Origin of the sequence: Bacillus pretiosus (genome assembly GCF_051294775.1) — a bacterium.
GTDB classification, from domain to species: Bacteria; Bacillota; Bacilli; order Bacillales; family Bacillaceae_G; genus Bacillus_A; species Bacillus_A wiedmannii.
Genome location: NZ_JBPPHF010000004.1, coordinates 1 through 17,100, shown reverse-complemented (window position 1 = coordinate 17,100; position 17,100 = coordinate 1). Strand labels below are relative to the sequence as shown.

14 protein-coding genes and 1 rRNA gene are annotated in these 17,100 nt (G+C 36.1%); 7 read left to right on the top strand and 8 right to left on the bottom strand.

Annotated features, from left to right (window positions below):
• Positions 1–72: 72 nt before the first annotated feature.
• The 8 genes from noc to rpmH form a co-directional block, all read right to left on the bottom strand.
• Complete coding sequence (gene noc / locus ACSG5Z_RS20365) at positions 73–945, bottom strand: nucleoid occlusion protein (protein ID WP_000799025.1); 873 nt, start codon at positions 943–945, stop codon at positions 73–75.
• Positions 946–1,050: 105 nt separating this feature from the next.
• Positions 1,051–1,770 (bottom strand): 16S rRNA (guanine(527)-N(7))-methyltransferase RsmG, encoded by a 720-nt coding sequence (gene rsmG, locus ACSG5Z_RS20360; RefSeq protein WP_137014057.1) that lies wholly within the window; start codon positions 1,768–1,770, stop codon positions 1,051–1,053.
• A 21-nt stretch (positions 1,771–1,791) separates the two neighbouring features.
• The gene (gene mnmG, locus ACSG5Z_RS20355) at positions 1,792–3,681 is read right to left on the bottom strand and encodes a tRNA uridine-5-carboxymethylaminomethyl(34) synthesis enzyme MnmG (protein WP_000541059.1); all 1,890 of its coding nucleotides are present in this window, start codon (positions 3,679–3,681) and stop codon (positions 1,792–1,794) included.
• A gap of 46 nt (positions 3,682–3,727) precedes the next feature.
• On the bottom strand, positions 3,728–5,104 hold the full coding sequence (gene mnmE, locus ACSG5Z_RS20350; protein ID WP_087981843.1) for a tRNA uridine-5-carboxymethylaminomethyl(34) synthesis GTPase MnmE: 1,377 nt from the start codon (positions 5,102–5,104) through the stop codon (positions 3,728–3,730).
• A 226-nt stretch (positions 5,105–5,330) separates the two neighbouring features.
• On the bottom strand, positions 5,331–5,948 hold the full coding sequence (jag, locus tag ACSG5Z_RS20345) for an RNA-binding cell elongation regulator Jag/EloR (RefSeq protein WP_087981845.1): 618 nt from the start codon (positions 5,946–5,948) through the stop codon (positions 5,331–5,333).
• Entirely contained in the window at positions 5,945–6,712 is a 768-nt protein-coding gene (gene spoIIIJ / locus ACSG5Z_RS20340) for a YidC family membrane integrase SpoIIIJ (protein WP_000726758.1), read from the bottom strand. The genes jag and spoIIIJ overlap by 4 nt, the downstream gene beginning before the upstream one ends.
• A gap of 52 nt (positions 6,713–6,764) precedes the next feature.
• Entirely contained in the window at positions 6,765–7,112 is a 348-nt protein-coding gene (gene rnpA, locus ACSG5Z_RS20335) for a ribonuclease P protein component (RefSeq protein WP_000731505.1), read from the bottom strand.
• A 76-nt stretch (positions 7,113–7,188) separates the two neighbouring features.
• On the bottom strand, positions 7,189–7,323 hold the full coding sequence (gene rpmH / locus ACSG5Z_RS20330) for a 50S ribosomal protein L34 (protein ID WP_000831901.1): 135 nt from the start codon (positions 7,321–7,323) through the stop codon (positions 7,189–7,191).
• 565 nt (positions 7,324–7,888) lie between these two features.
• On the opposite strand from rpmH, the gene dnaA reads away from it, so the two are divergent.
• The 7 genes from dnaA to ACSG5Z_RS20295 all read left to right on the top strand — a co-directional run.
• Complete coding sequence (gene dnaA / locus ACSG5Z_RS20325; RefSeq protein WP_000428027.1) at positions 7,889–9,229, top strand: chromosomal replication initiator protein DnaA; 1,341 nt, start codon at positions 7,889–7,891, stop codon at positions 9,227–9,229.
• A 179-nt stretch (positions 9,230–9,408) separates the two neighbouring features.
• Positions 9,409–10,548, top strand: a complete 1,140-nt coding sequence (gene dnaN, locus ACSG5Z_RS20320; RefSeq protein ID WP_087981847.1) for a DNA polymerase III subunit beta — start codon at positions 9,409–9,411, stop codon at positions 10,546–10,548.
• 127 nt (positions 10,549–10,675) lie between these two features.
• Entirely contained in the window at positions 10,676–10,888 is a 213-nt protein-coding gene (rlbA, locus tag ACSG5Z_RS20315) for a ribosome maturation protein RlbA (RefSeq protein ID WP_000821366.1), read from the top strand.
• A 12-nt stretch (positions 10,889–10,900) separates the two neighbouring features.
• Positions 10,901–12,028, top strand: a complete 1,128-nt coding sequence (recF, locus tag ACSG5Z_RS20310; protein ID WP_000470742.1) for a DNA replication/repair protein RecF — start codon at positions 10,901–10,903, stop codon at positions 12,026–12,028.
• 38 nt (positions 12,029–12,066) lie between these two features.
• Positions 12,067–13,989 carry a DNA topoisomerase (ATP-hydrolyzing) subunit B gene (gyrB, locus tag ACSG5Z_RS20305; RefSeq protein WP_000435974.1) on the top strand — a complete coding sequence of 641 codons (1,923 nt, stop codon included), beginning with the start codon at positions 12,067–12,069 and terminating at the stop codon, positions 13,987–13,989.
• 88 nt (positions 13,990–14,077) lie between these two features.
• Entirely contained in the window at positions 14,078–16,549 is a 2,472-nt protein-coding gene (gene gyrA / locus ACSG5Z_RS20300; RefSeq protein ID WP_001282859.1) for a DNA gyrase subunit A, read from the top strand.
• Between the two features lie 242 nt (positions 16,550–16,791).
• Positions 16,792–17,100: ribosomal RNA gene (locus ACSG5Z_RS20295) — 16S ribosomal RNA — on the top strand; the annotation flags it as partial.

Genomic DNA, 17,100 nt, shown 5'->3' with positions numbered 1-17,100 from the left:
CCTTCTTCATCTAACAAGAAAATATAGTAAAAGAGACCTATCCAGTAGGATAAGGTCTCTAACACGCCATTATTATTTTTTCTTCGGAATTTTAATTGTAATTTGATAGTACTCATCAAATTCTTCTTCCGCAGAATTAACATTTAAACCACTGTCAGCAACCATTTGTAATGACTGCCTAATTGTATTCATGGCAATTCTCGTATCTCGACTTACTGCTTTTTGCTTTGCCTTACGCTTCGGTTTGGCTTCCTCTAGTAATTTCGCAATTCGTTCCTCTGTTTGCTTTACATTCAGTTGTTTCTCCACAATTTCCTGTAAAACCTTCAGTTGTAATTCCTCATTCTTTAAAGGAATGAGAGCGCGGGCATGACGTTCTGTAATACTTTTTTCTAATAACGCACGTTTTATTTCTTCAGGCAACTTTAACAATCGCAACTTATTTGCGATTGTGGATTGTCCTTTTCCAAGTCGTTGTGCCAATGCTTCTTGTGTTAAATTATGTAACTCAATTAGCTTTTGATATGCCACAGCTTCCTCGATTGCTGTTAGTTCCTCACGTTGCAAGTTTTCAATTAAAGCTACAGAAGCTGTCTCTGTATCATTTAAGTTCTTTATAATTGCAGGAACTTTTTCCCACCCTAACTTTGTTGCCGCACGGAAACGCCTTTCTCCAGCGATAATCTCGTACTTGTCATCCTCATATTGCCTCACAACAATCGGCTGAATCAGCCCATGTGTACGAATCGTTAGTGCTAGCTCTTCAATTCGTGCATCATCAAAAACTGTTCGTGGTTGATAACGGTTAGGGGTAATATTTACTATCGGAATTTCTTGTATTTCTTCATATACCTTTTTATCTATTTCTTCATGGCTTTCGTCTTGTAATTCGAATTCGCTCTCTTTATCTCCAAAGCCAAATAAACGAGAAAACGTATTTTTCATACATATTCCACCACCTTTTAGGCCTATTGACTATTCTCCATAAAATGTTTCCTATGAAACATTTACGTTTTCATTTATATAATTTAATCTTACGTCTAATAAGATTTATTTTTCAATAGGTAATTTATTGGGTGTTCCCGGTTTGCGTGGATATTTCTTTGGTGTCTTGCGCTTTTTCTCGATTAATAAAATATTACGTTCACTTTCTTCAAACGGTAATTGGAACGTAGACATTTCTTTTAAATTCCCACCTAGCACCTCTAAAGCATACTTGCCATTTTCAATTTCTTCGTTTGCTGCGGCACCTTTCATTGCAATGAATGTTCCCCCAACTTTTACAAGTGGTAAACATAGCTCACTCAATACCGAAAGACGCGCGACTGCACGTGCCATTACAATATCGTATGATTCACGTACATCTTCTTTTTTCCCAAATGTTTCCGCACGATCGTGACAAAACGCAACGTCACCTAATTCCAACTTTTGTGCTAAATGATTTAAGAAGTTAATACGTTTTTGCAATGAGTCTACAATTGTTACTTTTAAGTGCGGGAAACAGATTTTCAAAGGAATACTTGGGAATCCGGCTCCTGCGCCAACATCACAAATTGAGAATGGTTCTGAAAAATCATAATAAAAAGCAGCTGTAATGGAATCAAAAAAGTGTTTTAAATATACTTCCTCTTTCTCCGTAATAGCCGTTAAGTTCATTTTTTCATTCCACTCTACTAATGTTTCAAAGTAGATTTCGAACTGCTCTAACTGTCTAGAAGAGAGGGTGATACCCTTCTCTTCTAGCATAGATTGAAATTGTTCTATGTTCATCTAACAATATCTCCTTACTATTTATTGGTTCGATACTCGCGCAATTTTTCCTTGTTCAATATACACAAGTAAAATAGAAACATCCGCTGGATTCACGCCAGAAATACGTGAAGCCTGCCCCATTGAAAGTGGACGCACATCTTTCAATTTCTGTCTCGCTTCTGAGGCAAGGCTAGAAATCGCATCATAATCAATATCCACAGGGATTTTTTTGTTTTCCATTTTCTTCATACGCTCTACTTGCTGTAAGGATTTTTCGATATATCCTTCGTACTTAATCTGAATTTCAACTTGTTCTGTAATTTCATCACTTAATTCTACTTCGCTTGGTACTAAAAGATGAATATGCTCATATGTCATCTCTGGACGACGTAATAAGTCACTTGCACGTATTCCATCTTTCAATTCACTTCCGCCAATACTACGAATTAATTCTTGAACTTCAGGACGTGGTTTAATAATAATGCTGCTTAAACGTTCCTTTTCCTGTTCAATTTTTAATTTTTTATTTGTAAATCGCTCATAGCGCTCTTCTTTAATTAATCCAATTTCACGACCAACTTCAGTTAAACGAAGATCAGCATTATCGTGGCGTAATAATAGGCGATATTCTGCACGAGATGTTAATAAGCGATATGGTTCATTTGTCCCTTTCGTTACAAGGTCATCAATTAAGACACCAATATAAGCATCCGCGCGACCTAAAATAACTTCTTTTTTACCTAAAGAACGACATGCTGCATTAATCCCAGCCATAAGCCCTTGTCCTGCCGCCTCTTCGTAACCAGAAGTTCCGTTAATTTGTCCTGCTGTATATAAATTCTTAATTTTTTTCGTTTCAAGTGTTGGCCATAGTTGTGTTGGCACGATTGCATCATATTCAATTGCATAACCTGTACGCATCATTTCAACATTTTCTAGGCCAGGTATTGTTCTAAGCATATCACGTTGCACATCTTCTGGTAAGCTTGTGGATAAACCTTGTACATACACTTCTTGTGTATTACGTCCTTCTGGCTCTAAGAAAATTTGATGACGTGGTTTATCATTAAATCTTACTACTTTGTCTTCAATTGAAGGACAATATCTAGGTCCTGTTCCCTTAATCATACCAGAATACATAGCTGAGCGATGTAGGTTTTCATCTATTAAACGATGTGTTTCCGTACTTGTATACGTCAACCAACATGGAATTTGATCCATAATAAATTTTGTCGTTTCAAAAGAGAAAGCTCGTGGTTTATCATCACCTGGCTGAATTTCTGTTTTACTGTAATCAATCGTATTACTATTTACACGCGGAGGTGTACCTGTTTTAAATCTAACAAGATCAAATCCAAGCTCCTCTAAATGCTCGGATAAAGTAATAGATGGTTGTTGATTATTCGGACCGCTCGAATATTTTAGATCTCCCATAATAATCTCACCGCGTAAAAATGTTCCAGTCGTAATTACAACTGTTTTGGCTGTATATTCAGCACCAGCTTGCGTAACTACCCCTTTACATTCGCCATCTTCAACGATTAAACGCTCAACCATTCCTTGGAACAACGTTAGATTTGGTGTTTCTTCAATTGTTTTCTTTAATTCATGCTGGTAAGAAAACTTATCTGCTTGTGCGCGAAGCGCGCGTACAGCTGGTCCTTTACCTGTATTTAACATACGCATTTGAATATATGTTTTATCGATGTTGCGTCCCATTTCTCCGCCTAATGCATCAATTTCCCGAACAACAATCCCTTTTGCTGGTCCACCAACAGAAGGGTTACATGGCATAAACGCCACCATATCTAAATTAATTGTTAACATTAATGTTTTGGAGCCCATTCGTGCTGCCGCAAGACCAGCTTCACATCCTGCATGACCTGCACCGATTACTATGACATCGTATGAACCGGCATTGTATCCCATTGTTTATTCCTCCTAAAAATCTCTATCTTTCTCAAACATCGCTATATTATTTTCCTAAACAAAATTGAGAGAACAACTGGTCAATTAGGCTTTCATGGACGGTATCACCAGTAATTTCACCAAGTATTTCCCACGTTCTTGTTAAATCAATTTGCACCATATCAATTGGAACACCATTTTCTATTGCCTCAATTGCATCTCCAATTGTTTTTCCTGCTTGTGTTAATAATCCAATATGTCTCGCGTTAGAAACATATGTCACATCTGCAGAATCAATTGTTCCTTCAAAGAATAAATCAGCTATTGCCTTTTCAAGCTCATCTATTCCTTGTTCCTCAATTAACGATGTTGTAATAATACGATTTCCCGCTGCCAATTCTATAACACGTTCCATATCGATTACTTGCGATAAATCTGTCTTATTTACAATAACAATGAAATCTTTTCCTTGTACGGCACGGAATAGATCTTCATCCTCATGCGTTAAAGCCTCGCTATAATTAACGACAACTAACACTAAATCAGCTTGGCTCATCATTTCTTTTGAACGTTCTACACCAATTCGTTCAACAACATCTTCTGTTTCACGAATCCCGGCTGTATCTATAAGTTTAAGTGGTACACCACGCACATTAACGTACTCTTCAATAACATCACGAGTTGTTCCTGCAATATCAGTTACAATTGCCTTTTTCTCCTGAACAAGACTATTTAATAGCGATGACTTCCCAACGTTAGGTCTACCGATGATTGCAGTAGCAATACCTTCACGTAAAATCTTTCCTTGCTTCGATGTTTCTAATATTTTTGCAATTTCCGTACGAACATGTGTAGCCTTCTCAATTAAAATATTATGTGTCATTTCTTCCACATCATCATATTCCGGGTAATCTATGTTTACCTCAACATGAGCCAACGTTTCTAATATGTCCTGACGCAGACGGCCGATTAATTTAGATAATCGTCCTTCCATTTGATTAATCGCTACGTTCATTGCACGATCTGTTTTTGCACGGATTAAGTCCATAACAGCTTCTGCTTGTGATAAATCAATACGGCCATTTAAAAAAGCACGTTTTGTAAATTCACCAGGCTCTGCTAATCGTACTCCTTGCGCTAAAATAAGCTGCAATACTTTATTTACCGAAACAAGTCCGCCGTGACAGTTAATTTCCACTATATTTTCACGTGTAAAAGTCCTTGGTGCACGCAGAATAGATACCATCACTTCTTCAATAACCTGATTTGTATCTAAATCCACAATATGACCATAATGAATTGTGTGAGAAGGAACTTCTGTTAAATCCTTCCCTTTAAAAATACGATTAACTTTTTCAACCGCATCATCTCCACTTACTCGAACAATGGCAATTGCACCCTCTCCAAGCGCTGTGGAAATCGCGGCAATTGTATCAAATTCCATGTCCTTTCACCTCACTTGCTTATTTATCTCTATTTCAACATGATTATTTTCTTCACTAAATTATTAGAATACCATAACGAACCTATCTACAAAAGAATAATAACTCATTTTATTATGTCCTCATGTAAAAAACACTAAACTTATTCACAGTGGATAAGTTTAGTGTTTTTTAGTTATCCACACCTATTTTCCCCTCAAAAAAACCGGCACTCAATTGAGTAACCGGTCACTTGGAAGATATTACAACATGTCGATGTGGTTCTTTTCCTTCAGAAGTTGTAATGATATTTTGATGATTAGATAATGCTTGGTGGATAATCTTTCGTTCAAAAGATGGCATAGGCTCCAACACAACTCTTTTTTTCGTACTTACTACTTGTTTTGCTAATCGATAAGAAAGTGCTTCTAATGTAGCTTTTCTTTTACTACGATAATTTTCAGCATCTAGTGTGATGCCAATATACTGCTTCGTACTACGATTCGCCACAAGTTTTGTTAAATACTGCAAAGAATTCAAGGTGTTTCCTCTTTTCCCAATCAAAACACCTATGTTTTCGCCAGAAATTGTAAATTCAACTTCGCGTCCTTTTACAATTTTACTAATCTCAGCTTCCACACCCATATCATGAATAATATTTTTTAAATATTCTTCACATTCTTGAATCGGATCTTTCTTCAATACAACTTCTACTACTGCAGGTCGATTCCCAAATAAACCTAGGAACCCTCTTTTACCCTCATCGATAATATTTATATCTACTCGGTCTTTTAGAACATTTAGTTGCCTTAAAGCATCTTGTACTGCCAGCTCGACTGTTTGTCCTTTAGCAGTAATTACACTCACTTGCTTGATCCTTCTGCCTTACTAGCCTTAATTTCTGGCCCCTTGATCAAGTACATTTGAGCGATACCAAAGATATTACCAACAACCCAGTAAAGTGATAATGCAGCTGGGAAGTTAATTGCAAAGACTAAAATCATAATTGGCATAAGCCAAATCATCATTGCCATTTGCGGATTTTGACCAGCTGTTCCTGCCATTGCAAGCTTTTGCTGAATAAATGTCGTAATTGCCGCAACAACCGGTAAGATATAGTACGGATCTGCCTGCCCTAAATCGAACCATAAAAATGTATGCTTACTAATTTCTGCTGTTCTCATAATCGCATGGTAAAACGCGAATAAAATAGGCATCTGAATGAATATTGGTAAACATCCTGCTAATGGGTTTACACCATTTTTTTGATATAACTGCATCATTTCTTGTTGTAGTTTTTGCTGTGTTGCTTGATCTTTAGAACTATATTTCTCTTTTAACTTAACCATTTCTGGTTGTAACGCCTGCATTGCTTTCGTACTCTTCGTTTGTTTAATCATTAATGGTAATAATGCAAAACGAATGATAAGAGTTGTAACAACGATTGCTAAACCGTAATTACTACCAAATAAGTTGGCAAAATACGTAATTAACTGAGAAAGCGGATATACGAAATATTCATTCCAAATTCCAGTACTTTTCGGTGTAATCGGCTGATTCACTTCACTACAGCCAGTAGCAATTGCCATTAATGCAATAACCATGGCTAGTAAACCTATTTTCTTTTTCAAAGCCTGCTCCTCCTTGTTTCGGTATGTATATAGTGTAATTCATTTCCTTACGCTACTTTTTTATTCTTTTCATACCAGAGCGTTTAAAGACATGAATTAAGCTTTTCTTTAATTCTTCATATGTCATCTCTGCACAAGGCTTCCTTGCTATTATAACAAAATCTTTTCCAGAATCTATCTCATCTTTTAATTCTGTGATCGACTGGCGGATCATACGTTTAATTCGGTTACGCACTACTGCATTTCCTATTTTCTTGCTGACAGAAAGGCCAATACGAAAGTTTGGCTGCTCTCCCTTATCTAGTTGATAGACAACAAGCTGACGGTTAGCATTCGATTTTCCTTTTTGAAAAACCGTCTGGAATTCATCATTCTTTTTTATACGATATTTTTTCTTCATATCAATTGACACTCCTGTAGTTCATCAGTGGAAATTCACTATTATTAGAAAAAAAGACCACTGAACGATCAGTGGTCTACGCAGATAATACTTTTCTTCCTTTACGACGACGAGCTGCTAGCACTTTACGTCCGTTCGCTGTGCTCATACGGCTGCGGAAACCATGTACTTTGCTGCGCTTACGTTTATTTGGTTGGTAAGTTCTTTTCATTATATGACACCTCCCTGAGGAATATCTGTTAAAGACAGTCCTATAAATTATAGTTAATCAACTAGGAAAATGTCAATGGTTCTCGAAATTTTCATCAAATATTCATTTTGAACCTATTCACATACTTTTTCACAGACCCTATATTTCCTTGTGGATAAATGTTTTTTCTCGGTTTTTATATCCACAAACCCTTTTCGTACTTTTACACAGTATATCGTGTTGTGGACAAGTTTATTCCACAAGGTATTGATTTTGTGGATAACTTTCTTAAATTCATTGCTATAGCTACTTTTTTTTGATATTATAGTTGTGTTTTCACTTTGAATAAGTTTTCCACACCTTTACCTTATCCACAATTTGTGTATAACATGTGGACAGTTTTAATCACATGTGGGTAAATACTTATCCACATTTGCTTTTTTTGTCGAAAACCCTATCTCATATACAAACGACGTTTTTAGGTTTTAAAATACGTTTCGTATAAATATACATTTTATATTTATTTAGGTTGTACATTTGTTGCGCAACCTTATTCTTTTACCATCTTAGTAAAGGAGGGACACCTTTGGAAAACATCTCTGATTTATGGAACAGCGCCTTAAAAGAACTAGAAAAAAAGGTCAGTAAACCAAGTTATGAAACATGGTTAAAATCAACAACCGCACATAATTTAAAGAAAGATGTGTTAACAATTACAGCTCCAAATGAATTCGCTCGTGATTGGTTAGAATCTCATTATTCAGAGCTAATTTCGGAAACACTTTATGATTTAACGGGGGCAAAATTAGCTATTCGCTTTATTATTCCCCAAAGTCAAGCTGAAGAGGAGATTGATCTTCCTCCTTCTAAACCAAATTCAGCACAAGATGATTCTAATCATTTACCACAGAGTATGCTAAATCCAAAATATACGTTTGATACATTTGTTATTGGCTCTGGTAACCGTTTTGCTCACGCTGCTTCATTGGCCGTAGCCGAAGCGCCAGCTAAAGCATATAATCCCCTCTTTATTTACGGGGGAGTTGGACTCGGAAAGACCCATTTAATGCATGCAATTGGTCATTATGTAATTGAACATAACCCAAACGCAAAGGTTGTATATTTATCATCAGAAAAATTTACAAATGAATTCATTAATTCTATTCGTGATAATAAAGCGGTCGATTTTCGTAATAAATACCGTAATGTAGATGTTTTATTGATAGATGATATTCAATTTCTAGCAGGAAAAGAACAAACTCAAGAAGAGTTTTTCCATACATTCAATGCATTACACGAAGAAAGTAAACAAATTGTAATTTCAAGTGATCGGCCACCAAAAGAAATTCCAACTTTAGAAGATCGTCTTCGTTCTCGCTTTGAATGGGGACTCATTACGGATATTACGCCACCAGATTTAGAAACACGAATTGCAATTTTACGTAAAAAAGCAAAGGCTGAAGGACTCGATATACCAAATGAGGTTATGCTTTATATTGCAAATCAAATTGATTCAAACATTCGTGAACTAGAAGGTGCACTTATCCGAGTTGTAGCTTATTCATCTTTAATTAACAAAGATATTAATGCTGATTTAGCAGCTGAAGCACTTAAAAATATTATTCCAAATTCTAAACCAAAAATTATCTCCATTTATGATATTCAAAAGGCTGTCGGGGATGTTTATCAAATAAAACTGGAAGATTTCAAGGCGAAAAAGCGAACAAAATCAGTTGCCTTCCCTCGCCAAATTGCAATGTATTTATCACGCGAACTTACAGATTACTCCTTACCTAAAATCGGTGAAGAATTTGGTGGACGTGATCATACAACAGTTATCCATGCTCATGAAAAAATTTCTAAGCTGCTTAAAACGGATACGCAATTACAAAAACAAGTTGAAGAAATTAACGATATTTTAAAGTAGTAGCTGAATAGTGTGAATAACTTCCCTTGTTTTACGCACAGTCTATCCACATGTAGATAGACTGTTTTTACATCCTTCAACGGGGTTATCCACATATCCACAGGCCCTATTACTATTACTACTATTTTTTTATCTTTATTAATTAAATAAAATATTATACTTACCGGAGGTTTTTCTTTATGCGTTTTACAATACAAAAAGACTATCTTGTAAGAAGTGTACAAGATGTAATGAAGGCTGTTTCTTCTCGTACAACAATTCCGATCCTTACAGGAATTAAAGTTGTCGCTACGGAAGAAGGAGTTACGTTAACAGGAAGCGATGCTGATATTTCTATTGAATCTTTTATCCCAGTTGAAGACAATGGAAAAGAAATCGTAGAAGTAGCACAATCAGGAAGTATTATTTTACAAGCAAAATATTTTAGTGAGATTGTAAAAAAATTACCTAAAGAGACTGTCGAAATTTCTGTGGAAAATCATTTTATGACAAAAATAATTTCTGGAAAATCAGAGTTTAATTTAAATGGTTTAGATTCTGCTGAATATCCATTGTTACCACAAATTGAAGAACATCATGTTTTTAAGATCCCAACAGATTTACTGAAACATATGATCAGACAAACTGTATTTGCAGTTTCCACTTCTGAAACAAGACCAATCTTGACAGGTGTAAACTGGAAAGTATATAACAGCGAATTAACTTGCATTGCTACAGATAGTCACAGGTTAGCTCTTCGAAAAGCAAAAATCGAAGGAATCGCAGATGAATTTCAAGCGAATGTTGTTATTCCAGGTAAAAGCTTAAATGAATTAAGCAAAATTCTAGATGAGTCTGAAGAAATGGTAGATATCGTTATTACGGAGTATCAAGTATTATTCCGTACAAAGCATTTATTATTCTTCTCAAGATTGTTAGAAGGTAATTATCCGGATACAACTCGTTTAATTCCAGCCGAAAGTAAAACAGATATTTTTGTAAATACAAAAGAATTTTTACAAGCGATTGATCGTGCATCTTTATTAGCAAGGGATGGTCGTAATAATGTTGTAAAATTATCAACTTTAGAACAGGAAATGCTAGAAATTTCTTCGAATTCACCAGAAATTGGGAAAGTAGTAGAAGAAGTTCAATGTGAAAAGATGGATGGGGAAGAGTTAAAAATATCTTTTAGTGCAAAATATATGATGGATGCACTAAAAGCTTTAGATAGTACTGAAATTAAAATTAGCTTTACTGGTGCGATGAGACCATTCTTAATTCGTACAGTAAATGATGAGTCCATTATTCAATTAATTTTACCGGTTCGTACTTACTAAGTAAGAAGTAAGGGTTGCTAGTTTTCAGATACTAGTAGCCCTTATTTGATTTTTGGGTATTACTTTCCTAATGTTAGTTTATTTAGTACAATGAAAGAATGAACACTTTCAGAAAGTGAGCGATTTTATGAAACGTATTAAAATTTCAACAGAGTATATTACACTAGGACAATTTTTGAAGTTAGCCGATGTAATTGATACAGGTGGCGCTGTAAAATGGTTTTTACAAGAATATGAAGTGTACGTGAATCAAGAACTTGAAAATAGAAGAGGCCGCAAATTATATGCGAACGATATTATTGAAATTCCAGGAAGCGGAAGTTTCCAAGTTCAGGCATAAAGGGGGAGCCCTTTGTTTATTTCAGAAATACAATTAAAAAACTATCGCAATTATGAAAAGTTAGAGCTTTCCTTTGAAGATAAAGTGAATGTGATTATCGGTGAAAACGCACAAGGGAAAACGAATTTGATGGAAGCTATTTATGTTTTAGCGATGGCGAAATCTCATAGAACCTCTAATGATCGCGAGCTTATCCGTTGGGATGAAGACTTCGGTCAAATTAAAGGGAAATTACAAAAGAGAAATAGTTCTTTGTCTTTGGAATTAAATATTTCGAAAAAAGGTAAAAAGGCAAAATTAAATCAACTTGAACAACAAAAATTGAGTCAATATATTGGCATGATGAATGTTGTCATGTTTGCCCCAGAAGATTTAAATCTTGTAAAAGGAAGCCCTCAAGTAAGAAGACGCTTTTTAGATATGGAATTAGGCCAAATAGCTCCAATCTATTTGTATGAATTGAGTCAATATCAAAAGGTGCTCACGCAACGAAATCACTTGCTGAAAAAGATGCAAGGGAATAGTAAGAATGAGGAAACGATGTTGGATGTATTTACACTTCAACTTATTGAGCATGGTGCAAAAATATTGCAAAAACGGTTTGAGTTTTTGCATTTACTACAAGAATGGGCAGCTCCAATTCATCGCGGTATAAGCCGCGGATTAGAAGAATTAGAAATTGTCTATAAACCAAGTGTAGATGTATCAGAATCAATGGATTTGTCGAAAATAAAAGAAGTATACTATGAAAATTTTCAATCTGTGAAACAACGTGAGATTTTCCGTGGTACGACTTTAATTGGTCCTCATCGTGATGATTTACAATTCTTCGTTAATAGTAAAAATGTTCAAGTCTTTGGTTCGCAAGGACAACAACGAACGACCGCACTGTCCCTAAAATTAGCTGAAATTGAATTGATTTACTCAGAAGTTAAGGAATATCCGATTCTTTTATTGGATGATGTATTATCAGAATTAGATGATTATCGTCAATCGCATCTGTTAAATACAATTCAAGGAAAAGTGCAAACATTTGTGACAACGACGAGTGTCGACGGAATTGAACACGAAACATTAAAAGAAGCGAAAACAATTCATGTAACGAACGGCACGGTAGATTGTGAAATAGATAGGGCGTAATCCCTATTTAAATGGAAAAGTAGGTGATCTTTGTGTCAATGGAACAAAAGCAAATGGAAGAAAACTCATATGATGAAAGTCAGATACAGGTACTTGAAGGATTAGAAGCGGTTCGAAAACGCCCTGGGATGTATATTGGATCTACAAGTGGAAAAGGACTTCACCATCTTGTGTGGGAAATTGTCGATAATAGTATTGATGAAGCACTTGCAGGGTATTGTGATGAAATTAACGTTAGTATCGAAGAAGATAATAGTATTCTTGTAACGGATAATGGACGTGGTATTCCAGTTGGTATACAAGAAAAAATGGGACGTCCTGCTGTAGAAGTTATAATGACCGTTCTTCATGCTGGTGGTAAGTTTGGCGGTGGGGGTTATAAAGTTTCTGGTGGTTTGCATGGTGTTGGGGCATCTGTAGTAAATGCTCTATCAACAGAACTAGAGGTATTTGTACATCGTGAAGGCAAAATCCATTATCAAAAATACGAAAGAGGTATCCCGGTTGCGGATTTAAAAGTCATTGGTGACACAGATCAAACAGGGACGATAACTCGATTTAAACCAGATCCAGAAATTTTTCAGGAAACAATAGTATACGAATTTGATACGTTAGCAACTCGTATGCGCGAATTAGCATTTTTAAATCGTAATATTAAATTAACAATTGAAGATAAACGTGAACATAAACAGAAGAAAGAATTCCATTATGAAGGTGGAATTAAATCATATGTTGAACATTTAAATCGTTCAAAACAGCCAATTCATGAAGAACCTGTATATGTAGAGGGTTCAAAAGATGGTATTCAGGTTGAAGTTGCGCTTCAATATAACGAAGGATACACAAATCATATTTACTCATTTACAAATAATATTCATACGTATGAAGGTGGTACACATGAGGTAGGATTTAAAACAGCCTTAACTCGTGTGATCAACGATTATGGTCGTAAAAATAATATTTTAAAAGATGCGGATAGTAATTTAACTGGTGAAGATGTTCGTGAAGGTTTAACAGCGATTGTTTCAATTAAACATCCAAATCCACAATTCGAAGGACAAACGAAGACGAAACTTGGAAATAGTGAAGCAAGAACAATTACAGAGTCAGTATTCTCAGAGGCATTTGAAAAGTTCTTACTGGAAAATCCGAATGTTGCACGTAAGATTATAGATAAAGGGACGATGGCAGCGCGTGCGCGTGTAGCAGCTAAAAAGGCTCGTGAGTTAACTCGCCGAAAGAGTGCTTTAGAAGTTTCAAGTTTACCAGGGAAATTGGCAGACTGTTCTTCTAAAGATCCAGCAATTAGTGAAATCTATATCGTAGAGGGTGACTCTGCGGGTGGGTCTGCAAAACAAGGACGTGATCGTCATTTCCAAGCAATTTTACCGCTGAAGGGTAAAATTATTAATGTTGAAAAGGCACGCTTAGATAAGATTTTATCAAATGATGAAGTTCGTACAATTATTACGGCGATTGGTACAAATATCGGCGGAGACTTCGCTATTGAAAAAGCACGCTATCATAAAGTTATTATTATGACGGATGCCGATGTTGATGGTGCGCATATTCGTACCCTATTATTAACGTTCTTCTATCGCTATATGCGTCAAATAATTGAGTGCGGTTATATATATATTGCACAGCCACCTTTGTTTAAAGTACAACAAGGTAAGAAAATTCAATATGCTTACAATGATAAGGAACTTGAAAAAATCTTAGCTGAATTACCAGCCCAACCTAAGCCGGGGATTCAGCGTTATAAAGGTCTAGGGGAAATGAATCCAACTCAGTTATGGGAGACGACAATGGACCCAGAAGTACGTTCATTACTTCAAGTTTCACTTCAAGATGCAATTGAAGCGGATGAAACATTTGAAATTTTGATGGGAGATAAAGTAGAGCCACGTCGTAACTTTATCCAAGAAAATGCAAAATACGTGAAAAACCTTGATATTTAAATGGGTAATGACAGGAATCCAAGTATTCCTGTCTTCTACATATAAATCAATGTATGTGTAACGGAAATGTAAGAGGAGGTGCTGGTTGATGTCAGACAATCAACAACAAGCACGAATTCGAGAAATTAATATTAGTCATGAAATGCGTACCTCGTTTTTAGATTACGCAATGAGTGTTATCGTATCTCGTGCATTACCAGATGTTCGTGATGGATTAAAACCTGTGCATCGTAGGGTTTTATATGCGATGAATGATTTAGGAATTACAGCTGATAAAGCGTATAAAAAATCAGCGCGTATTGTCGGTGAAGTAATCGGTAAGTATCACCCTCACGGTGATTCAGCTGTTTACGAGACGATGGTACGTATGGCGCAAGATTTTAGTCAACGTTATATGCTTGTTGATGGGCATGGTAACTTTGGTTCTGTTGATGGTGATTCAGCAGCAGCGATGCGTTATACAGAAGCAAGAATGTCTAAGATTTCTATGGAATTAATACGTGATATTTCAAAAAATACGATTGATTATCAAGATAACTATGATGGTTCTGAAAGAGAGCCAATTGTATTGCCAGCGCGTTTCCCTAATTTATTAGTGAATGGTACGACGGGTATTGCGGTAGGTATGGCAACGAATATTCCACCGCATCAACTCGGTGAAGTAATTGATGGTGTATTGGCACTAAGCCATAATCCCGACATTACGATTGCGGAATTAATGGAGTTTATTCCAGGACCAGATTTTCCAACAGCAGGTTTAATTTTGGGACGAAGTGGGATTCGAAGAGCGTATGAAACAGGTAGAGGCTCTATTATGCTTCGAGCTAAAGTTGAAATTGAAGAGAAGTCAAATGGTAAACAATCTATTCTCGTAACTGAACTACCTTATCAAGTTAATAAGGCGCGATTAATTGAAAAAATTGCAGAATTAGTTCGTGATAAGAAAATTGAAGGTATTACGGATTTACGTGATGAGTCAGATCGAAACGGTATGCGTATTGTTATGGAAGTACGCCGTGATGCCAATGCCAATGTACTATTAAATAATCTATATAAACATACAGCACTTCAAACAAGTTTCGGTATTAATATGTTATCTCTTGTAAATGGAGAGCCACAAGTACTGAATTTAAAACAAAATTTATATCATTACTTGGAGCATCAGAAGGTAGTAATTCGTCGACGTACTGCTTATGAATTAGAAAAAGCAGAGGCGCGTGCTCATATTTTAGAAGGATTACGAATTGCTCTAGATCATCTAGATGAAGTTATTACGTTAATTCGTAGTTCGAAAACAGCAGATATTGCAAAACAAGGCTTAATGGAACGTTTCGGTTTAAGTGAGAAACAAGCACAAGCAATTTTAGATATGCGTCTGCAACGTTTAACAGGATTAGAACGTGAAAAAATTGAGCAAGAATATCAAGACTTAATGAAGTTAATCGCTGAATTAAAAGCAATCTTAGCAGATGAAGAGAAAGTTCTTGAGATTATTCGTGAAGAATTAACGGAAGTAAAAGAACGCTTCAATGATAAGAGACGAACGGAAATTACAATTGGTGGCATGGAATTTATTGAAGATGAAGATTTGATTCCAGAACAAAACATCGCTATTACGTTAACTCATAATGGTTATATTAAGAGGTTACCGGCTTCTACGTACAAAACACAGAACCGTGGCGGACGTGGTGTGCAAGGAATGGGAACAAATGATGATGATTTCGTAGAGCATTTATTAACTACTTCTACGCATGATCACATTTTATTCTTTACTAATAAAGGGAAAGTATACCGTACGAAAGGATATGAAATCCCAGAGTATAGTCGTACAGCAAAAGGTATACCTATTATTAACTTATTAGGTGTAGATAAGGGTGAATGGATTAACGCCATTATTCCAATTCGTGAATTTGGTGATGATGAATTCTTATTCTTCACAACAAAACAAGGTATTTCTAAGAGAACGCCACTTTCATCATTTGCAAATATACGTACGAATGGTTTAATCGCCATCTCTCTTCGTGAAGAGGATGAAGTAATATCTGTACGTTTAACATCTGGTGATAAGGATATTATTGTAGGAACAAGCAATGGTATGTTAATTCGCTTTAACGAGCAAGATGTGCGTTCTATGGGACGTAATGCGGCTGGTGTAAAAGCAATTACATTAGGTGATGAAGATCAAGTTGTAGGCATGGAAATTGTCGAAGAGGATGTAAATGTTCTAATCGTAACGAAAAATGGTTATGGAAAACGTACACCTATTGATGAATACCGTCTACAAAGCCGTGGTGGTAAAGGTCTGAAGACTTGTAATATTACAGATAAAAACGGTAAATTAGTAGCTGTTAAATCTGTAACAGGTGAAGAAGATATCATGTTAATTACGGCAGCAGGTGTTATTATTCGTATGCCAGTTGATCAAATCTCTCAAATGGGACGTAATACACAAGGTGTTCGTCTAATTCGATTAGAGGATGAGCAAGAGGTAGCGACGGTAGCAAAAGCACAGAAAGATGAAGAAGAGGAATCTAATGAAGAGGTTTCTTCTGAAGAATAAGAGGGGGATTTTTCCTCCTCTTATTTTTTTATAATAATACTTGCATAGCAATGGAAAACTCTATATAATAGGCAGAGTCAGCAAATGAGAGATACAAATTATCTTAAAAAACTTGTTGACGAAAATAATATACTATGATATATTATGAAAGTCGCTGAAACGCGATGTTGAACTTTGAAAACTAAACGAAACAAACAACGTGAAACGTCAATTTTTATTTTTAGATGCTAGACAAACTTACTTTATTGGAGAGTTTGATCCTGGCTCAGGATGAACGCTGGCGGCGTGCCTAATACATGCAAGTCGAGCGAATGGATTAAGAGCTTGCTCTTATGAAGTTAGCGGCGGACGGGTGAGTAACACGTGGGTAACCTGCCCATAAGACTGGGATAACTCCGGGAAACCGGGGCTAATACCGGATAATATTTTGAACTGCATGGTTCGAAATTGAAAGGCGGCTTCGGCTGTCACTTATGGATGGACCCGCGTCGCATTAGCTAGTTGGTGAGGTAACGGCTCACCAAGGCAACGATGCGTAGCCGACCTGAGAG